The sequence below is a fragment of the Lutibacter sp. genome, assembly GCF_033723435.1.
Taxonomy (GTDB): Bacteria; Bacteroidota; Bacteroidia; order Flavobacteriales; family Flavobacteriaceae; genus Lutibacter.
This window is the reverse complement of sequence record NZ_JAWVXC010000002.1, coordinates 94224-115013: the sequence shown is the minus strand read 5'-3', so window position 1 is coordinate 115013 and position 20790 is coordinate 94224. Positions and strand designations below refer to the sequence as shown.

Genomic DNA, 20790 nt, shown 5'->3' with positions numbered 1-20790 from the left:
TTATGAAATATATATCAATATTTTTTGTGGCATTAGTGGCTTTTGAACATATTTATTTTATGATTTTAGAAATGTTTTATTGGGATAAACCTAAAGGATTAAAAACTTTTGGTTTAAAACTTGAAGATGCCAAAACTTCTAAAACACTTGCAAAAAACCAAGGATTATACAATGGCTTTTTGGCTGCAGGATTAATTTGGGCTATAATTGAAAAAGCTAATTTCGATAAAATTGCAATTTTCTTTTTATTATGCGTTTCAATTGCAGGATTATATGGAGCATATACAACAAAGAAAATTAAATTATTTTTTATCCAATCTGTACCAGCAATTATTGGATTATTATTAATTTTATTAAAATTTTAAAATTATGAATTACCAAAAATATTTAGACATCGCTTTAACATTTATTAAAAATAATGCAGCCAATGTAATAATTGCTATTTTAATTTTAGTAATTGGGTTATGGCTTTCTAAAAAAATTGTAAAACTGACTCAAAAACTAATGGAAAAAAGAGGTGTTGATATAACACTTCAAAATTTTCTTGGAGACTTATTAAACTGGGCTTTAAAAATATTAGTTTTTATAACTGCTATTGCTCAAGTTGGTGTAGAAACAACATCATTTATTGCTATATTAGGAGCCGCAGGTTTAGCTGTTGGATTAGCGCTTCAAGGATCTTTAGCTAATTTTGCTGGAGGAGCTTTAATAATGATTTTTAAGCCTTTTAAAGTAGGAGATTTAATAGAAGCTCAAGGCGAAATAGGTGTAGTTAAAGAAATTCAAATATTTGTAACAAAATTAAATTCTCCACAAAATAGATTAATAATTATTCCAAACGGAACTTTATCTAATGGAAATATAATTAATTATACTGAAGAAGGCACATTGCGTGTCGATTTGACTTTTGGAGTTAGTTATGATGCAGACATAAAGCATACAAAAGAAGTTTTAATGCAAGTATTACTAAATAATCCAGATATTTTAAAAAATCCTGCTCCAACTATAAACGTTTCTGAATTAGCAGATAGCTCCGTTAATTTTGCTGTTCGCCCTTGGACTAAAACAGAAAACTACTGGAAAGTTTATTTTAACATTCTGGAAGAAGGTAAATTAGCACTTGACAAAGCTGGTATTGAAATTCCATACCCACATCAAGTTGAAATTAAAAAATAATTAATTTGTTTTTTAATTTCAATAATTACAAAACATCCTTCGAGTTAATATTGTTTTATAAAGTAAACTCAAGTATATTTGACAATATCTTTAAAGCTTAATCTAATTTTTATGAAAAACATACTTTCTTTCTTTTTTTTTATTTCTATTTACTCAGTTTCAATAGGGCAAACACAACCATCAAGTTATTATTATAATTCTGCAGTTTCAAATTTATATATAACCATAAACCCTTATGCAAAAAATAAAGAATATGCTAATTATACAGGTAGCCCATATCTCGAAAGTAAAAAATTTGAAGTAGGAACAATAACTAATACAACTGAAAATAAAGTTTACCGATTCTTGATTAGATACAACATCTATAAAGACATCATTGAAGTTCAAAAATCAGAAAACTCTTTTGTTAACCTAAATAAATTAAATTATTTTAAAATTTCTCTTTATAAGAAGAAATTTGAGTTATTAACATATAAAATAAAGGGTAAAATTAAAACAGGTTATTTAGAAGTTTTACTAAATCGTAAAAACACTGGATTATATAAAAAATATACTGTTACTTTAATATCCGCAAAAAAAGCTCAATCCTCTTTTGAAAAAGATAAACCTGCTCGATTTAATAAAAGTTATTCTTATTTTTATAAACTAAACAATGAAATTTTAGAAATTCCTAAAAAAAAGAAATTATTTATAAATATTTTCGGGAATAAATCTCAACAAATAAAATCTTTTATTAAAAAGGAAAAATTAAAGCCTATAAGAGAAAATGATTTAATTAAGATTTTTAATTATTATAATGCTATATAAAGATAGGTTCAATTATTTTCTAAAAAATTTAAAGTAAGTAATTAAATTAAAATGCTAAGTAAAATTAGTATAACTAAAAAATCAAGCATTTATAACAAAATAAATTAATAATATTCCGAATGGAACTTTGCCAAATCTAAATATTATTAATTACAATAAAGAAAATAAATTAACTTTTAACAAAGCTAATTTTGAAATTCCAAATACACATCAGATTAAAAAATAAATTTTTTAATCTGACTTTTTATACTTATTTATTTAAATAAATAAAACTAATATTATTAATTTTTTGTTTATATTTATATACTTTAAAAAAATTGCGTAAATTTAATTATCTAATTTCTATAGAAATATGCTATGAAAAATTTATATTCTCTTGTCCTTATTATTTTTATTAGTTCAATTTCCCTTGGACAAGCAAGAAGGCATGGTGTTGCTACTGGGATTGCTCCATGGACTCCTTCCAGTTATTATTATAGCTCTGCTGTTTCAAATTTATATATAACCTTAAATCCTTATGCTAAAAATAAAGAATTTGCTAATTATACAGGTAGTCCATATCTCGAAAGTAAAAAATTTGAAATAGGGAGAATAACTAACACTATTGAAAACAAAATTTATCAATTTTTGATTAGATATAATATCTTTAGAGATATAATTGAAATTCAAAAATCTGAAAACTCTTTTATTAATTTAAGAAAATTAAATTGTTTTAAAATTTCAATTTATAAGAAAAAATTTGAATTATTAACCTATAAAACAACAAAGAATAAAACCAAAACAGGTTATTTAGAAGTTTTACTAAATAGAAAAAAGTCTACTTTGTATAAAAAATATACTGTTACTTTAACACCTGCAAAAAAAGCTAAATCATCTTATGAAACTGATCATCCTGCTCGATTTAATAAAAGTTATTCTTATTTTTACAAACTAAACACTGAAATTTTAGAAATTCCTAAAAAAAAGAAATTATTTATAAATATTTTCGGGGATAAATCTCAACAAATAAAAAAATTTATTAAATCAAAAAAATTAAAACCTACTAGAGAAAATGATTTAATTAAGATTTTTAATTATTATAATACTTTATAATAATTAAGTTTATTTATTTTTTGGCATTGTAATCAAAAAGTCTTTCAAATAAAAAGGTTCAAAATAAGCGACATTTTCAAAGTCGCTTATTTTATATTTTTCAATTGATAATTTTGCCATTTCATTAGCTGATGGAAATTTATCCTCTAAAAATATAGCATTTTTATGAGTAATTATTTCTTTACATTTAGAAGCTCCATCGCCTAAAAAATAAACTTTTCCACCAATTAGATATTCATTAAAAGAGGTTTTATCTATAATTTCTGCTTCTACTTCTCTAATTTCCATGTTTTTATTAGAGAAAACAGCACTATAAACTTCCATCCTTCTAGCGTCTAATAATGGTATTTTAATTCCATCATTATTAGTAATAGACATTGCTAAAGTTTGCAGTGTATTAGTTGCAATTAGCGGAATATCTAAAGAAAAACAAATTCCTTTTGCTGCAGAAACACCTATACGTAAACCTGTATAGGATCCTGGTCCTTTACTTACTGCAACTGCATTTAAATCTTTAAATTCAATATTCGATTCTTCTATTACAGTTTTAATAAATTCATGCAATTTTTCTGCGTGAGAATATTTACCATCGTTTAATTCGTGTAATGCAATAACTTTACCATCTTTTGAAACGCTTACGGAACAATTTTTTGTTGCGGTTTCAATATTTAAAATATATACCAAACTACATTAATTTAAAATGCAAATATACTTATTTCAAATGTTTTCAATAAAAAAACATTCAACCAAAAAGCTGAATGTTTTTCAAAGTATTTACAATAAAACCTATTCAACTACAATAGGTATGCCGTAATAATATTCTAATAATTTAGTTCTGAATACATAGTTGTATTTTGCATTTATCATAGATGATTTTGCACTAACTAGACGATTTCTAACTTGGTCAAAATCAAAGAAATTCATTACTCCAGAATTATAACTTTCTTGTGCATTTTTAAAAGACTCATTTTGTGCATCTAATGATTTCTTTGCTGCTATATATTGATTTAAAGAAGCCTTTGCATCTGCATACGCTCTCTCAATACTTTCTCTTAATTTCAATTTTTTATCTAGCAATTGTAGGTTTGCCTTATCCTGATTAATTTTAGCTTTATTTATTCCAACTTTAGTTTGAAACCCATTAAAAATTGGAATATTTAAAGAAAATCCAAAATTATAACCTAAATTATCACTTAATTGTTGCCCAAAACCATTTGGAACAATAACCGGTAAATTAGTATTTGGGTCAATAATAGTACGAACGTCTTTACTTCCTTGATAGTGTTGATATCCAGTCCCTACTCCTGCTCCAAAAGACAATGATGGATATTGCCAAGATTTTGCAATTTTAAGGCTTGTAGCAGCGTTTTCCACTCCTAATTCTGCACTTTTTATTTCTGGTAAAATAGTTTGTGCTTTATTAAAAATAGCATCCGTATCATTATATAATAAAGATGCAGAATCAATATTTAGTTTTACATCTTCAACATCAAAACCTTTATTAGAAACTTGAAGTAGTTGAGATAAGCTTAACAAAGCTAAATCCAAACTATTTTTAGCATTGGTAAGTTTTTCATCGTTACTAGCTTTACTAGCTTCAGCTTCTAACAAAGCAGCTTTAGCACTAGATCCAGCAGCAACTAAATCCTTAGCTTTTTCAACTTGATTTTTACTAATATCTACTTGATCTTGAGCAATAATAATGTTTTCTTTAGCTAAAAGTACGTTTAAGTATGAGTTAACAACATACAGCATAATGTTGTTTTTATTTTCTTGCAAATCAAATCCTGCGGCTTGCAGCTGTTTTTTGGCTTGCAATAAATTATATTTATTTCTAAATCCATTAAACACAGTTACACTAGTACTTAAACTAAAATTATTTGATCTTGAATCTTTTGAAACTCGTCCTCCATTTATATCTATAAAAGAACCAAAATTAAAATTCTGTGAAGCTGAAGCATTTAAGGAAGGATAAAAATTACCTTCTGCAGTTGTAATATTTTCTTCAACTAATTGGTTATTAAGTTCTTGCTGTTTTATAGAGATATTATTATCTAAGGCGTAGTTTATACATTCTTGTAGGCTCCATATTTTTTTTTGTGCATGAACATTAATTAAAAATAATAATGCTAAAACACTTACAAATTTAGTTCTCATCAGCTATAGGTCAGTTTTTTTGGTTAAATTTAGTTATAAGACGACTAAATTTATCATTTGTTACACAGTAAACCTCTTATAGAAATGTTAAATTTTATGCTTTCGTATCCTTTTGATTAAAAAGAAAACTAATGCCCCAACCAATAAATACGGAAAAACCATTAAATATAGTATTCCTGAATTTAATCCTTCGGCCTGAGAAGCATCACCACTTTCAACTACCGCTCTACACATAGCACATTGCGCATTGGCAAATTGGAAGCTTAAAAAAACTAATATGTAAATAAGCTTTCTCATTAATGGTGATAATATGGTGAAATTAAAATATAAACTAAAACACCTGAAATTGCAACATATAACCAAATAGGGAAAGTATATTTAGCTATTTTTTTATGTAATTCAATATTATTGGTAATTGCTCTAACGTAAGTAATTAAAACAAATGGAATTACTGCAATAGATAGCAAAATATGTGAAATTAACAATATAAAATAAACAATTCTTATTGGTCCTTCACCTCCAAATTTTGTTGAATTAGAAGTCATATGATACAACACATATAACAATAAAAATAAAACAGAAAATACAATTGCTGTTTTCATTAATTTTTCGTGAAGGCGAATCTTTTTAGATTTTACTGCCCATAGTGCAATTATTAAAATTACTGCTGTAAATGCGTTAATTGTAGCATAAATTGGAGGTAAAAAAACAGGTAATTTAAGGTCTATTTTTACACTAAACAGTAAAGCTACAACTAGTGGAATTGCAATAGATAAAATAATAATCCAAGTATTATATTTCTTTGAAATTTTTTCCATTATTCATTTAATAATATATTAACATCTTCTATTATTTTATGAATTTCTTTTGGATCTAAACCATCATAAAAAGCAATAGGATTTCCATATTCATCATATCTCGATCTAATATTACCGTTTTTATCCACTATAGCAAATGAACCTGAATGTTCAAACCCTCCAGCTGCCTGGCTATCTTCTCCTGCATATAAAGTAAACCCAATATTAGCTAATTCATAAATTTTATCTTGATCTCCTGTTAAAAAATTCCAATTCTTTAATGTTGCCCCATGTTCTTTTGCATATTCTTTTAAAATTTTAGGAGTATCATGTTTTGGATTTATACTAAATGAAGCAATGCCAAAATTTGGGTTTCCATAAAATTTATTTTGAATAGTTACCATGTTTTTATTCATTTTTGGGCAAATTGTTGGGCATGTAGTGAAAAAAAATTCTACTACATAAACTTTATTTTTATAAAATGAATTGGTAATTAATTTTCCATCTTGATTAATAAATTCAAAATCTGGAACTTTTGTAATAGTCGCTAATTTTGGCTTTTTAAATTTATTTACAATTTTAGGAACAGCATAAATTCCAAAAATTAATATAATAAAAGCGATGCCAACATATGAATATTTTTTCATTAGTGATTGTTTTTGTTTCGTCTTTCTTTCTCCGCTGATTTTTTATATTGATAGTAAATAATATCAATATCATCTTTCATTTTATTTTTTAAAACAGCTACAGATTTCATATTATAACCATATAATTTTCCATCTTCAGTATCTTTATCATCTTTTCTACCTCTCAATCTTAATTTTCTATCAATAATATAAGCATTTGGCGATTGTGAATTTTTATCTAAAGTACCTGGAGCTTTAAAGCTATCATATATTTTTTTAATATTATCTTTAGATGTAAATACAAAATGCCAGTTTTTAAGATCGGTATACAGACCTAATTGTTCCTTTACTTTTTCAAAATCTTTTTTTGCTGTTATTGGCATAATCGCAACCATTTGAAAAAATGGTTTTTGATTATATCGTTTATAAATAACTTCATTTAAATTAAAAATATTAGCTTTTGATAAATCATTTTTTTCGCCAGGAAAGCAAACTACGGATAATTTGTTAGTAAATGTTGTACTTTGTGAGTATTGCTCAACGTTTACCACTTTATTAGTTAAAATAGGTAAGTTTTGATATCTATAAATTCCTTTGGATAAAAAAATATAAAATATCAGAGGTAATATAAATAAACTGAAAAGTACCCAAAATTTTTTCATACGTACTGCAAAAAAACAAAAAAAGGCGGTTAAAAACCACCTTTATCTATAGATATTTTCTATTTAGTAGTTCCATTTTGTTAATGGACCTAAAACACTATGTATATAGCCACCTTCAATTAGCAATAGTGTAGCTAAATAAGCAATTAAAAAAACTGCAGTCCAAACAACAGCTCTTCTTAAGTTCTTTTTTTCATCTGCCATATGCATAAAGAACCAAGTAATATAATAAGCTTTAACTAAAGTTAAAACAATGAAAATTATATTTAATAAATTGGTTCCTATAAAATTAGTTAGATAAAGAAAATCTGGTTTTTCAATACCTAAAAAAACTTCAACTATTGTAATTACGGAAAGAATTGCAAAAACCTTCCAAATTAATTTTGTGTGCGATGTATGTTCTTGTGCGTGTGCCATTTTATGTTTTCAATTAAATTAAGTAGAAGAATGTAAATACGAATACCCAAACTAAATCTACGAAGTGCCAGTATAATCCAACTTTTTCAACCATTTCGTAATGTCCTCTTCGTTCATATGTTCCAATAATAACATTAAAAAATATAATAATATTAATTAAAACCCCTGAAAAAACGTGAAAACCGTGAAATCCTGTTATAAAGAAAAAGAAATCTGCAAATGCTGTTTTACCATATTCATTCACTTTTAAGTTTGCTCCTTTAACTACTGCTTTAGCTTCGTTTAAAAAAGCCATTGCTTTTTCTCTAGGAATAATTGTTTTTTGTTTAGTTTCTAAATTTAATTTCTCAGTTCTAATAGTAATATCAGGGTTTGCTTTAAAACCAGCTACTACTTGACTAACTGTTACTGGTGGTAATGAGCTTTCGCTAACAAACCATAATCCATTTGATCTTGTACTTCGCACTCTTTCTGTTTTAGTATGAGCGGCAAAACTTTCTAAAGAAATTTGATGTCCAGTTTTATCTACAAACTGAATGATTTTACCATCTTTTAATTGTAAAGCGCCATATTCACCTCCTATAAACTGTTTCCATTCCCAAGCTTGAGAACTTAAGAATATTAAACCTCCAATAATGGTTAAAAACATATAAAAGATTACTTTATTTTTTTTCAATTGATGACCTGCATCAACAGCCAACACCATAGTTACAGAGGAGAAAATTAAAATAAAGGTCATAAATGCAACATAATACATAGGTGCAGAAACACCATGCATAAAAGGTACGTGAGTAAAAACCTCATCGGCTATTGGCCATGATTCAATAAATTTAAACCTAGTTAAACCATACGCTCCAAGAAAAGCAGAGAAAGTTAAAGCATCTGATAAAATAAAGAACCACATCATCATTTTACCATAACTTGCTCCTAATGGTTTATTTTTCCCTCCGTCCCAAGTAGAATGATTAGTTTTAGTAGCAATAGTTGCTTCCATATAAAGTTAGTTTTTGATTTTTTTTAGTAATAATTGTGCCAAAAATACATTTTTTTATTTATCTAATAAAATAGAAAAAGAAAAATAAGTAAACCCAAAGGATATCTACAAAATGCCAGAAGATTGCTCCTAACTCTAAACCCAAATAATTTGAGGCAGAATATTTTTTTGAAAGCTGATTAAATAACACCACTATTAAAACAATTAACCCCGCAAAAATGTGGACTAAATGGGCAATGGCAATTCCATATATAAATGATGATTTTACAGTACTTTGGTCACCTGCAAAATATAATCCTTCCTGATAAAGTTGCGAAAAACCATCAAATTGAAAATAAACAAATCCTAATCCTAATAACAAAGTAGCTATTAAAAATAGTGTAGTTAATTGCTGGTTTTCTTTTTTTATAAATCTTTTTGCCATTAAAAAAGTAAAGCTACTTAACACAATTAAAGTTGTACTAATATTAAAAGCGTTTGGCAAATTAAATGAAACCCAATCAGCCCTAGACCTACTTACTACGTATGCACTAGTTAACCCAGCAAACATCATAGTCATACTAATCATCGATATCCAAAGCATTGGCTTTGCTGATTTTCGTTGAGATTTTTTTAATTCTTGTTCTATTGATTCTTTCATTTAGTTAGTGTAAAAATTTATCTACTACGTAAATAATTTGTATTAAGGTAATATATAAAACACTAGATAGCATTAACTGTCTAGCATGTTTATCCGTTTGAAATTTATACAATTTGATAGCATAAAACAACATTTTTCCTCCTAAAGCTACTAAAATAACAGCTGTAATTGGATAAATATAAAAATTGCCTGTTATTTTAAATACTGGAATTATAGATACAAAGGTTAAACAAATCGTATAAATTATAATCTGAATTACAGCTTTTTTATTTTTTTGCCCCATTGGCATTAAATTAAAACCGGCTTTTTTATATTCATCAAATTGTAACCAAGCAATAGCCCAAAAGTGTGGAAACTGCCAAAAAAATTGAATCAGAAATAAAGTTCCTGGTTCTATTGAAAAATGATTAGTAGCTGCAACCCAGCCCAACATAAAAGGAATTGCTCCTGGAATTGCTCCTACAAAAACTGCTAATGGTGTTACAGACTTTAATGGAGTGTAAACACTGGTATATAAAAATATAGAAATTGCACCAAACAATGCACTTTTAGGATTTATATTGTATAATATTGTTAATCCTAAAATAGTAAATGAAATAGCAATAACCATAGCCATAGAAACGTGCATTCTACCTGTAGGTAAAGGCCTATTTTTGGTTCGTTTCATTAAAGCATCCGTATCTTTTTCAATAATTTGATTAAAAGCATTTGATGCTCCAACCATTAAATATCCGCCTATTGCTAACATTAATATTGTTAAAATATCAATTTTATCAACTGCTAGTAAGTACCCAGCTACTGAAGAAAAAACAACACTTAATGACAATCCAACTTTTGTTAACTGTTTAAAATCAGAAAAAACAGTTGAAAAATTGAATTTTTCAGGTATAGAATTCGAAGATATTTGCATCACAGTACTTAAAATCTGTGCAAATATATTTTATTATTTAAAATTTACAACCTTAAAACAAGTTGTTTAACTAAATTTTTAAAATAAATTTAAAAAAATCTTTGCAATTAGCAGATTTGTATTAAATTTGCCCTCGCATTTACGGTTATAAATGCTCGTTCTTTAAAAAAAACAGATCTGCGAAAGTAGCTCAGGGGTAGAGCATCACCTTGCCAAGGTGAGGGTCGCGGGTTCAAATCCCGTCTTTCGCTCTACAATATATAAAAATACCAATGCAGAAGTGGTGGAATTGGTAGACACGCTGGACTTAAAATCCAGTGGGCTGTAAGGCCCGTACGGGTTCAAGTCCCGTCTTCTGTACTAAAAACCTTGTTAATCATTTGATTTTCAAGGTTTTTTTAGTTTTAAGATTTATAGATACAAAGTATTGGTCATCTAAAAAACATAACATAATTTCTTATAAAACTTAGTCTTTTTTAATTAAAAATTGTATTTTTAATATTCATCATTTTTTACATTTATGGACTTTAATTTACCCTTATTTGCAGGAATTTTAGCTGCTGTAGCTCATGTAATTTCTGGACCTGATCATTTAGCTGCTGTTACACCTTTTGCTATTGAAAGCAAAAAAAAGGCTTGGAAAGTTGGATTATTTTGGGGAGTTGGTCATTTGTTAGGAATGCTATCTATTGGTGTTTTATTTTTACTCTTCAAAGAATTTATTCCTGTTGAAAAAATTTCAGCACATAGCGAAAAATTTGTTGGTGTTTTATTAATTGGATTAAGTATATGGATTTTTGTTCAACTATTTAGAAAAGAAAAAAATCATGCACACACACATGTACATGCTGAAAATGATAGTATTATCCATAAACATAGTCACCAACATATTTCTGAAGCTAATCATAATCATACACACACAAATTTAAAACACAACAATATTGCATCTTTAACTTTTGGCTTTGTTCATGGCTTGGCGGGAATTGCTCATTTTTTATTGTTTCTACCTGTTTTAGGATTTACAACAAAATTTGAATCTACCCAATATATTATCGGGTTTGGAATTGGAACTCTTTTAGCAATGATTTCTTATGCTTTTGTAATAGGAAATATTTCTCACGCCTCAAAAAATAGTAACAATCATAATGTTAATTTTTTTAAAGGAATTAGATTTGCAAGTGGCTTATTTGCCTTTATTATTGGTGTGTATTGGATTTTTGTAAATTAACAAATCCTAGGCAATTGTTCTCCAACTAAAGGGCTAACAATTCGTTTACCTCCAATTAAACTTTCCATTACTACTTTATTAGGATGATTATTTGTTATACTCCCAATAATGGCTGCATTTTTTCCTTTGGAATGTTTTTGCATTAATTGAAGTACATCAGAAGCTACATTTTTGCTTACAACAGTTAAAAAAACACCTTCATTTGCCACATAAAGCGGATCTAATCCTAACATTTCACAAGCTGCTGCAACTTGTTTTTCTATAGGAATAGCTTCTTCTTTAATATAAACTCCTTTAGATATATCATTTGCAATTTCGTGTAAAACAGTACCTAATCCTCCGCGTGTAGGATCTCTAAACATTTTAATATCTTTTCCAAATTCATCTAATAAATCTTTAACTAAAAAATTTAGATTTGTTGAATCACTATCAATATTCGATTCAAATTCTAATCCCTCTCTTTCACTCATTATTGCCATTCCATGCTGGGCAATAAATCCATTTACAATTATAATATCTTCTTCATAAATATTAGAAACTGAAATATTAGCTTTTGGATGCATTTCTCCAAAACCAGTTGTGTTAATAAAAATTTTATCTCCTTTTCCTCTTTCTACAACTTTAGTATCTCCTGTAATTATAAGAACTCCACTTTCATCTGCAGCTTTTTTAATTGAATTTACAATACTTATAAAATCGATAACTTTTAAACCTTCTTCAATAATAAAAGCCAACGATAAATATTTAGGAATTGCCCCACACATTGCAACATCATTTACAGTACCATGAACAGCTAAACTACCTATGTTTCCTCCTTTAAAAAATATTGGAGTAATTACAAAACTATCTGTTGAAACAGCTATTTTCCCTTTAAAATCAACTATAGAACCATCGTGTTTTTGATCTAAAAAAGGATTGCTAAAAGTTTTAAAAATAATAGCATCCAGCAAGTTTCTGGTTAGTTCTCCTCCGCTTCCATGTCCTAAATGTATAGTTTCAAACCCAATATCTATTTTATCTTTCATTCTAATAATTTTATGTTACTGAAAAATGATAATATGCTGCGCAAGCGCCTTCCGAAGAAACCATTGGAGCTCCTAACGGATTAGAAGGATTGCAAGTTTTGCCAAATTGCTCACATTGATGTGGTTTTTTTATACCTCTTAAAATTTCGCCTGCAATACACGCTGAATTTTCGGGAACTTTAATATGAGAAATATTAAATTTTATTTCCGCATCAAATTTTTTGTAAGCTTCTTTAATAACGTAACCGCTATTTGGAATTTCGCCAATACCACGCCATTCTCTTGTTCCTATTTCAAAAACTTTTTGAATTACATTTTTAGCGGCAATATTTCCTTCTTTTTTAACTACTCTAGCATATTGATTTTCTAATTCAAATCTGTTTTCTTCCAATTGTTTTACCGCCATATAAATACCTTGAACCAAATCAAGAGGTTCAAAACCAGTAATAACAATAGGAATTTTATATTTTTTTACTAAAGGTTCATATTCCTCCGTTCCCATTATAGCGCATACATGACCAGCACCTAAAAAAGCATCAATCGTGCAAAATTTATCATCTAAAATAGCTTCCATTGCTGGCGGAACTAATACATGAGATGCTAATATTGAATAATTAGTAACACCTTCTTTTTCTGCATGTAAAACGGATAAGGCATTTGCAGGGGCTGTAGTTTCAAAACCAACCGCAAAAAATACAACTTCTTTAGTTGGGTTTTCTTTAGCAATAGTTACCGCTTCTAAAGGTGAATATAAAACTCGTAAATCGCCACCCAAAGCTTTTGCTTCTAGCAAACTTTTTTTACTTCCTGGAACTCGAATCATATCACCAAAAGAACAAACAATTACTCCTTTTTCTAGTAATTCAATTGCTTTATCAATTAGATTTAAAGGAGTAACGCAAACTGGACAACCTGGTCCGTGAATCATTCTAATTTTCTCAGGCAACAATTCTAAAATACCATTTTTTACCAACCCATGAGTTTGACCTCCACAAATTTCCATAATATTCCATTCACGTGTGGTAATTTTATGAATTTCATCCAGCACTTTTTTGGTTTCTTCTAAATTTCTATATTCAGATAAATATTTCATTTTTTAGTTTTTAATATGTAAATAATACATCAATTGCCCGAAAGATATATTTTCATCATTTGGTGCTAAATTTGTATGAAAATACAATTTTATTTCTTCTGATGCTAATTCTAAAATCATATCAACTAAAGTTGAATTTTGAAAAACACCTCCGCTAAAAGCAACATGTTTATAATTATTAGTTTTAGCTATTTTAATAATTAAATCCGCTAATGTGAATATAAAATTGACTATTATTTTTTGCTTATTTATGCCTTTTTCTATATCTATTGCTATGTTATTTATAATTTCTTTGGATGAAATCTCTCTTTCAAAATTATGTATATAACTTTTACAATATTTCAAATTATAATCAGCTACTAAATTTTCCAAAAGAATAGCTGCTTCACCTTCATATGAATTATAGTCTGTAATATTTAAAATAGAAGCAACGGCGTCAAATAATCTTCCTACGGATGAAGTTTTTAAATTATTTAATTGTTTTAAAGTTTTATACGTTTTTAATTCTTTTAAAGTGAATTTTGAAGCCAAAATTTCATCTATATCTGATGTAGCCAAAGACAATAATGAAATACGCGGTTCTTTAGACATTTTATCGCCTAACAACCAATTAAAATATTCAAAATGACTAATTCTATTAATTTCATTTGCTTCATAATTAAAAAATTCCCCACCCCAAATAGCATTATCATCTCCGTAACCCGTTCCGTCAAAAACAACACCTAACACTTTTTTATCAAACAAATTATGTTCTCCTAAAACTGCAGCAAAATGTGCTTTATGATGTTGTATTTCAACTAATCGAACATTGTTTTTTTTAGAAAATTCTTTTCCAAATGTTGTACTATGATATAACGGATGTTTATCTACTAAAACCACTTGAGGATTTTGTTCAAAAATTTTGATAAACGAATTTACCATTTCTGAAAAACGATTATAAACATCGAAATTTTCTAAATTCCCTAAATATTGACTTATATATACGTATTGATTAGGATAAAAAGTAATGCTACTTTTTAAATCTGCACCAAAAGCCATTGCTTTTTTAGAAGATTTTATTGCTGCATTAAAATAATTTGGTGCGTAACCACGTGATCGTCTAAATAAGATAGGTTTTTGAAACTTAAAACTAAATTTTAAAACAGAATCGTCTTGAGGTTGTGTTATTTTTAAATTATGGTGTAAAAAATAATCTGCAATTTGACTTAATTCTTCTTTAGCTTTTTTTCGAGAACTTAAAATTGGAGAACCATGAATATTACCACTTGTTGCTACTATTGGAAAACTTAGTTCATTAGCTAAAAGTTGCAAAATACCAGTATATGGTAACATAACTCCTAACTGATTTAAATCTGGAGCTACTTCCTTTAAAGCAATATTTCCTTTACAATTTTGTAATGAAATAATTGTAATTGGTCGCTGAGTTGAAGTTAAAGAATTTCTCTGTTCTTTATTTATCTCTAATTCATTTTGCAATTTTTCTAACGAAGGATATAATATTGCAAATGGCTTTTTTGGTCGATTTTTAAGTTTCCTTAATTTTTTAATAACCTCATCATCTTCAGCATTACAACACAGTAAATAACCACTTGTGTTCTTTATTGCTATTATTTTTCCTTGTTTTAAAAATAGCGCAACTTTTTTAAAAATTTCTTCTGGTTTTAGTGGAATTTTTTGCGAATTTGAAGTTTCTAGATACAATTCTATACCACAAAAATTACAAGTATTTGTTTGAGAGTGAAATCGTCTATTACTCGAATTTTTATATTCATCTTCACAATCGCTACACATTTTATACTCATTTATACTAGTATGATTTCTTTCAAAAGGAAAGGATTGTGTTATAGCCCAACGCGGACCACAATTTACACAAGTTGTAAACGGATAATTAAAACGTCTATTTTTTGAATCTTGAATATCATTTTTACAATCATCGCAAATAGCAAAATCAGGAGTTAACGGTAAATTTACTTGCCCTTTTTTAGTGGAAGGGATAATTTTAAAAACCTCAAAATTTATAGGTTCTATTTCTATTATTTTACTAGAAATAATATTAGAAACTGGCGGTGGAGTTTTTAATAATTCCTTATAAAATAAATCAACTAATTCTTTGGTTTGTGAAGCAAAAATAATAACTCCATTTTCATCGTTAGAAACAGTTCCTTTTATAGTATGTTTTTTTGCTAATTTGAATACAAATGGTCTAAAACCTACACCTTGAACTTGTCCTGAAAGTAAAATTTTATAGGTTTTAAGCATGTTTTTAATAAAAAAATTATCTCTATAAATTTACAATTTTTTAAATAAATTATAGAGATAATTTTAAAGGAAAAGTATGGCTATTATTAATTTTCAATGGTTATTTTAGCTGTAATATCTAAAATTTTTGAAACGATATTTGGAATACTTTTTTGAACATTTTCTGTCAACGTAATTGTCATTGGAATCATTTCATTTATTGAAACGGTAACTAAAACAATTTTAGGTAGTTGATTTTGAAACTCTAATGCTTCAATCATATCTTTTAAACCTACATCATGCGCGCTTAAAACAGTAGGAAAATCCGCTGCAAATTTTGGATAAATTACATCTATTGTTCCAGATGGTTTTCCGTCCATTGTAGCATCTACAAAAATAACTAATGGATACTGTGATAAAATAGGCATTAAATCAAAACTACCAGTTCCACCATCCATAATATCTACATTATCAGGAAGTTTTGTTTTGCTTAACGCATGAATTGTATGTACGCCAACTCCCTCATCACCCATTAAATAATTTCCAATACCAAGTATAAGAATTCTATCTTTTTTTTCGCTATTTAAATAATCATGTGTTTGATAGAACAACTTTTGTAATTCCATTACATCATCTGAAATCATATAAATCTATATTTGTTTAAAGATTATTTTTTCTTTTTATCTTTTTCTTCAACGCCTTCCCACATTTGTTTTTTGGCTTTATCAATAATATCAGCTTCTTTTTCTTTTACTCTTTCAGATCGAATAAACTTGAATCCACTAATCATTGAAGAAGCTTCTCCTCTTGCTTCTACATAATCATGGAATAAAACCAAATACACATGTACAACTACAAAAGCAATAAATAACCAAGTTAAAACATGATGGATATAGCGCGTAGTAATATCACCGTTAAACATAGTTGAAACCCATTTAAACATGTGAGGTAAAAACCAAGTGGATGTATCTGCTATTAAAGCTAAACCCGTCATAACTTGTAAAATGAAAAACAAAGTCATAATAAAATAGGAAAAAGCAGCCAAATAATTATGGCCAATGCTAATATTATGTAATTTCTGTTCTTTGTCTTTCATTAAAAAGATATCTACTTTAAGAACGTGAATAATATTTGCAACTCCTTTTTTAGTATATGGAATAAAATTACGCCAGTTTGCAAATTGATTGCCTGCAAAAGCCCAATAAATTCTAAAAATTAAATTAGCAATTAAAATGTAGGCTGTTATAAAATGAATTGCTCTAACATAGCCAAACCAAAATGAATTAGTTGCTTCTACATTTGCATTAATTGCTGGAGGATCTGCAATAATTAGACCTGTTATTACTAGAATTGTTGTTGAAAAAGCCGTAATCCAATGAAATAATCTAACTGGTTTTTCCCAAACATAAACTCTTTTAAAATTAAATGTTGTTACTGCCATTACTTTGAATTTTAATGGTTAACTAATTATATACTACAAGAACCTCCTATTTGAATTTGGCTAATGTGTTTTCCATGTTCATCATACAAATGAACAGCACATGCCAAACAAGGATCAAATGAATGGATAGTTCTTAAAATTTCTACAGGATTATTAGGATCTGCAATTGGTGTTCCAATTAGTGCCGATTCATAAGCTGACATTTGTCCTTTTGGATCACGAGGTGATGCATTCCAAGTAGTTGGAACTACCATTTGATAGTTATCCGTTTTTTTATCTTTAATAACAATCCAATGCGCTAAACCTCCTCTTGGTGCCTCCATAAAACCAACACCTTTAGCTTCTTTTGGCCAAGTGCTTGGATCCCATTTTTCCATATTAGCCATTCTGGTATCTCCATTTTTAATATTTGCGATTAATTTATCATAAAATTCAAGACCCCAATCGGCTAATAATTTAGTTTCTAATCCTCTAGCTGCTGTTCTACCCAATGTTGAGAATAAAGCTGAAACTGGTACATTTAATGCACTCAAAGCACCATCTACTACATTCTTAAATTCTGGATTTCCAGAAGCGTAACCTATTAACATTCTTGATAATGGACCAACTTCCATTGGTTGTCCTTTCCAACGAGGAGTTTTAACAAAACTATATTTATTATCTACATCTAAATAATCATATGGAGGTTTTGGTCCGGTATAATTAATATTAGTTTCTCCATCCCAAGGATGCAATCCTCTATCATTGCCTTGAGGATAATCGTACCAAGATTTATTAACAAACTCTTGTATTTCACTTGATTTTGTTAAATCTATTGGATGTATCTTACTCAAATCTCCATTTAAAATAACTCCTGGTTGCCATTTAAAACTAGATGGATTTCTATAACCATCCATTGGCAAATCACCATAAGATAAGAAATTGTTTGCTTTAGAACCTCCAATAGCTCCCCAGTCTTTATAAAATGATGCAATAGCTAATAAATCTGGAATATACACTTCATTAACAAATTTATGAGCATCTTTTAAAAGCTTACCGATGTATGCTAATTTTTCATCATTTAAACCACCTGCTTCTTTTAAATTAATGGCGCTTGCCATTCCTCCTACCAAGAAATGTGGATGTGGATTTTTACCTCCTAAAATAGTGTGAATTTTTACTATTTCTTTTTGCCATTCTAATGCTTCTAAATAATGCGCAACTGCTAATAAATTTACTTCAGCAGGTAACTTCATTGCTTTATGTCCCCAATATCCATTTGCGAAAATTCCTAATTGACCACTTTCCACAAATTTTTTAATTCTTGCTTTTACATCAGAAAAATAACCAGGTGAACTGTTTGGCCATTTTGAAATACTTTGAGCCAGTTCAGAAGTAGCTTTAGGATCTGCATTTAAAACTTGAGTTACATCTACCCAATCTAATGCATGTAAATGATAAAAATGAACCACATGATCCTGCATTGCATGCGAAATGGTTACAATATTTCTTGCTATTTCAGCATTTGGTGGTATTACAATATCTAAAGCATTTTCAACACTTCTTATAGATGCAATTGCATGTACAGTTGTACACACTCCACAAGAACGTTGTACAAAAGCCCAAACATCTCTTGGGTCTCTGCCTTGAACTATTTTTTCCATCCCTCTAACCATTGTAGAAGCTACGTATGCATCTACAACTTTACCTTCTTTTATTTCAGCTTCAACACGTAAATGTCCTTCTATTCTGGTTATTGGATCTATTACAATTCTATTTGCCATAATAAATTATTTTTTTATTCATTGATATTTTTTTCGTTTTCTTCACCACCTTCTTCCGCTTCTCTTAACTCTTTCTTTTTTGCAAAATTAGTAGCTACAGCATGTACAACTGCGGCTCCTACTGCAGCTCCTACTGCTACTTTTCCGATAGTATCTGCAGTTGCTTCAATTCCCATACCTGGTAGATTTTCTAATCTTTCCGTAAATGGCGAATTATCCCAGAAATCAGGCTCACTACATCCTATACAAGGATTTCCTGATTTAATTGGAAAACCAACTCCATTATTCCAACCCATAAATCCACAAGCGTTATAGGTTACAGGACCTCTACAACCTAATTTATATAAACAATATCCGTCTTTAGCTTCTTGGCTATCAAAACTTTCTGCGTATAAACCTGCATCAAAATTTGGTCTTCTATAACAACTATCATGTACTCGTTTTCCATAGAATTGTTTTGGTCTTCCCATAGAATCTAATTCAGGAAGTGTTCCAAAGGTTGCATAATGCATTACAACTCCTGTCATAACTTCTCCTATTGGTGGACATCCTGGTACTCTAATAATTGGTTTGTCTTTTATTATTTCGTCAACTGGTACAGAACCTGTTGGGTTTGGGGATGCAGCTTGAATTCCTCCCCATGCAGAACAACTTCCAAAAGTTAAAATTGCAGCTGCACCAGCTGCTGATTCTTTCAAAATTTCAACTGCTGTCCTACCTGCAATAGTGCAATACACACCATCATCTTTTGTTGGAATAGCTCCTTCAACAACTAAAATATAATTTCCATAATTTTCTTTCATGGATTTTTGTTTAGCTTCCTCTGCATTATGACCTGAAGCAGCCATTAACGTATCCGTATAATCTAATGATATGTTATCTAAAATTAAATCTGCAACTAAAGGATGGTCTGATCGAATAAATGATTCTGAGCAACCAGTACATTCTTGGAAATGTTCCCAAATAACAGGTATTCGCTTTTTGGTTTCCATTGCTTTAACAACTTGACCCACCATTGACGATTCAAAGCCCATAAAGGCAGTCATATAAGTGGTAAACTTGATGAAATCCCTACGAGAATAGCCCTTTTCTATAATGCTTTCATAATAGGTTTTCTTTTTTTTATTAGAAGTTGACATAAATTATGAATTTTTAATTGATTCTGTTGCTTTCTTTCATTATTGTTATTTTTATGAAATAAGCATTACTAAATTACAAAATAAATACACACATTTAAGGTAACTTATTAATTTAGAATGATTTAAAATAAGAGCTATTAATCTTAAATCAGTAACAATTGTTACTAAGTTAAACAACTAACTAGCATTTACACTTAACTTACATTATTAAATTTCGTAAATTTGAGATATAAACCATTTAACATGCATGAACTTTCTATAGCAATGGGAATTGTTAAAATAGCCGAAGATGAAACAGCTAAAGTGGAAGAGAAAACCATTGTTAAAATTGAGCTTGAAATTGGCGAATTAGCTGGAGTTGAAATTGATGCTTTAAATTTTGTTTGGAATTCTGCAGTTAAGGATAGTGTTTTAGAAAACGCTGAAAAAGAAATAACTATAATTAAGGGTATTGCAATTTGTGCAGATTGTAATACTGAATTTTATTTAGAAAATATTTATGATTCTTGTCCAAAATGTAATAGTAACTTTAAAGGAATTATTCAAGGAAAAGAATTAAGAGTAAAATCATTAGAAGTAATTTAA

The 20790-nt window shown here is 28.5% G+C and carries 23 protein-coding genes and 2 tRNA genes; 8 read left to right on the top strand and 17 right to left on the bottom strand.

Annotated features, from left to right (window positions below; all coding sequences use genetic code 11):
- Window positions 1–2: 2 nt before the first annotated feature.
- The 4 genes from R3342_RS03385 to R3342_RS03370 all read left to right on the top strand — a co-directional run bounded on the left by R3342_RS03385 (window position 3) and on the right by R3342_RS03370 (window position 3075).
- Window positions 3–365, top strand: a complete 363-nt coding sequence (locus tag R3342_RS03385; RefSeq protein ID WP_318938264.1) for a DUF1304 domain-containing protein — start codon at window positions 3–5, stop codon at window positions 363–365.
- Window positions 366–369: 4 nt separating this feature from the next.
- Window positions 370–1176 carry a mechanosensitive ion channel family protein gene (locus tag R3342_RS03380; RefSeq protein ID WP_318938263.1) on the top strand — a complete coding sequence of 269 codons (807 nt, stop codon included), beginning with the start codon at window positions 370–372 and terminating at the stop codon, window positions 1174–1176.
- Window positions 1177–1287: 111 nt separating this feature from the next.
- Window positions 1288–1983, top strand: coding sequence for a hypothetical protein (locus R3342_RS03375; protein ID WP_318938262.1), 696 nt, complete (start codon window positions 1288–1290; stop codon window positions 1981–1983).
- Window positions 1984–2340: 357 nt separating this feature from the next.
- Window positions 2341–3075, top strand: coding sequence for a hypothetical protein (locus tag R3342_RS03370; RefSeq protein WP_318938261.1), 735 nt, complete (start codon window positions 2341–2343; stop codon window positions 3073–3075).
- A 9-nt stretch (window positions 3076–3084) separates the two neighbouring features.
- Here the strand turns inward: R3342_RS03370 and tsaB are convergent, their stop codons facing one another.
- From tsaB to cyoE, 10 genes are all read right to left on the bottom strand, one after another.
- Entirely contained in the window at window positions 3085–3759 is a 675-nt protein-coding gene (tsaB, locus tag R3342_RS03365) for a tRNA (adenosine(37)-N6)-threonylcarbamoyltransferase complex dimerization subunit type 1 TsaB (protein WP_318938260.1), read from the bottom strand.
- 102 nt (window positions 3760–3861) lie between these two features.
- Window positions 3862–5232, bottom strand: a complete 1371-nt coding sequence (locus tag R3342_RS03360; RefSeq protein WP_318938259.1) for a TolC family protein — start codon at window positions 5230–5232, stop codon at window positions 3862–3864.
- Window positions 5233–5319: 87 nt separating this feature from the next.
- The gene (locus R3342_RS03355; protein ID WP_318938258.1) at window positions 5320–5529 is read right to left on the bottom strand and encodes a hypothetical protein; all 210 of its coding nucleotides are present in this window, start codon (window positions 5527–5529) and stop codon (window positions 5320–5322) included.
- Window positions 5529–6050: a DUF420 domain-containing protein gene (locus R3342_RS03350; protein ID WP_318938257.1), complete on the bottom strand. Its 522-nt coding sequence runs from the start codon at window positions 6048–6050 to the stop codon at window positions 5529–5531. Before R3342_RS03350 ends, R3342_RS03355 begins: the two co-directional genes overlap by 1 nt.
- On the bottom strand, window positions 6050–6676 hold the full coding sequence (locus tag R3342_RS03345; protein WP_318938256.1) for an SCO family protein: 627 nt from the start codon (window positions 6674–6676) through the stop codon (window positions 6050–6052). The genes R3342_RS03350 and R3342_RS03345 overlap by 1 nt, the downstream gene beginning before the upstream one ends.
- Window positions 6676–7317: a hypothetical protein gene (locus R3342_RS03340; protein ID WP_318938255.1), complete on the bottom strand. Its 642-nt coding sequence runs from the start codon at window positions 7315–7317 to the stop codon at window positions 6676–6678. The genes R3342_RS03345 and R3342_RS03340 overlap by 1 nt, the downstream gene beginning before the upstream one ends.
- A gap of 63 nt (window positions 7318–7380) precedes the next feature.
- Window positions 7381–7734 (bottom strand): cytochrome C oxidase subunit IV family protein, encoded by a 354-nt coding sequence (locus tag R3342_RS03335; RefSeq protein ID WP_318938254.1) that lies wholly within the window; start codon window positions 7732–7734, stop codon window positions 7381–7383.
- A gap of 13 nt (window positions 7735–7747) precedes the next feature.
- A complete protein-coding gene (locus tag R3342_RS03330; protein WP_318938253.1) occupies window positions 7748–8728 on the bottom strand; it encodes a cytochrome c oxidase subunit 3 in 981 nt (326 codons plus the stop codon).
- 58 nt (window positions 8729–8786) lie between these two features.
- Window positions 8787–9368, bottom strand: a complete 582-nt coding sequence (locus R3342_RS03325) for a heme-copper oxidase subunit III (protein ID WP_318938252.1) — start codon at window positions 9366–9368, stop codon at window positions 8787–8789.
- A gap of 4 nt (window positions 9369–9372) precedes the next feature.
- Window positions 9373–10278, bottom strand: coding sequence for a heme o synthase (gene cyoE, locus R3342_RS03320; protein ID WP_318938251.1), 906 nt, complete (start codon window positions 10276–10278; stop codon window positions 9373–9375).
- A gap of 179 nt (window positions 10279–10457) precedes the next feature.
- On the opposite strand from cyoE, the gene R3342_RS03315 reads away from it, so the two are divergent.
- The 3 genes from R3342_RS03315 (at window position 10458) to R3342_RS03305 (ending at window position 11506) form a co-directional block, all read left to right on the top strand.
- Window positions 10458–10529 (top strand) — tRNA-Gly (locus R3342_RS03315).
- 23 nt (window positions 10530–10552) lie between these two features.
- A tRNA-Leu gene (locus R3342_RS03310) sits at window positions 10553–10638 on the top strand.
- Window positions 10639–10798: 160 nt separating this feature from the next.
- On the top strand, window positions 10799–11506 hold the full coding sequence (locus tag R3342_RS03305; protein WP_318938250.1) for a sulfite exporter TauE/SafE family protein: 708 nt from the start codon (window positions 10799–10801) through the stop codon (window positions 11504–11506).
- On the opposite strand, the gene hypE is transcribed toward R3342_RS03305, so the two are convergent.
- The 7 genes from hypE to R3342_RS03270 form a co-directional block, all read right to left on the bottom strand.
- Window positions 11503–12531: a hydrogenase expression/formation protein HypE gene (gene hypE / locus R3342_RS03300; RefSeq protein WP_318938249.1), complete on the bottom strand. Its 1029-nt coding sequence runs from the start codon at window positions 12529–12531 to the stop codon at window positions 11503–11505. The genes R3342_RS03305 and hypE overlap by 4 nt on opposite strands.
- 10 nt (window positions 12532–12541) lie before the next feature.
- Window positions 12542–13624 carry a hydrogenase formation protein HypD gene (gene hypD / locus R3342_RS03295; RefSeq protein ID WP_318938248.1) on the bottom strand — a complete coding sequence of 361 codons (1083 nt, stop codon included), beginning with the start codon at window positions 13622–13624 and terminating at the stop codon, window positions 12542–12544.
- 3 nt (window positions 13625–13627) lie between these two features.
- Window positions 13628–15883 (bottom strand): carbamoyltransferase HypF, encoded by a 2256-nt coding sequence (gene hypF / locus R3342_RS03290; protein WP_318938247.1) that lies wholly within the window; start codon window positions 15881–15883, stop codon window positions 13628–13630.
- A gap of 86 nt (window positions 15884–15969) precedes the next feature.
- Window positions 15970–16506 carry a hydrogenase maturation protease gene (locus tag R3342_RS03285; RefSeq protein ID WP_318938246.1) on the bottom strand — a complete coding sequence of 179 codons (537 nt, stop codon included), beginning with the start codon at window positions 16504–16506 and terminating at the stop codon, window positions 15970–15972.
- 23 nt (window positions 16507–16529) lie between these two features.
- Window positions 16530–17303: a Ni/Fe-hydrogenase, b-type cytochrome subunit gene (gene cybH, locus R3342_RS03280; protein ID WP_318938245.1), complete on the bottom strand. Its 774-nt coding sequence runs from the start codon at window positions 17301–17303 to the stop codon at window positions 16530–16532.
- Between the two features lie 26 nt (window positions 17304–17329).
- Entirely contained in the window at window positions 17330–19066 is a 1737-nt protein-coding gene (locus R3342_RS03275; protein WP_318938244.1) for a nickel-dependent hydrogenase large subunit, read from the bottom strand.
- Window positions 19067–19080: 14 nt separating this feature from the next.
- Window positions 19081–20205: a hydrogenase small subunit gene (locus tag R3342_RS03270; protein WP_318938243.1), complete on the bottom strand. Its 1125-nt coding sequence runs from the start codon at window positions 20203–20205 to the stop codon at window positions 19081–19083.
- A gap of 222 nt (window positions 20206–20427) precedes the next feature.
- On the opposite strand from R3342_RS03270, the gene R3342_RS03265 reads away from it, so the two are divergent.
- Window positions 20428–20790: a hydrogenase maturation nickel metallochaperone HypA gene (locus tag R3342_RS03265; protein ID WP_318938242.1), complete on the top strand. Its 363-nt coding sequence runs from the start codon at window positions 20428–20430 to the stop codon at window positions 20788–20790.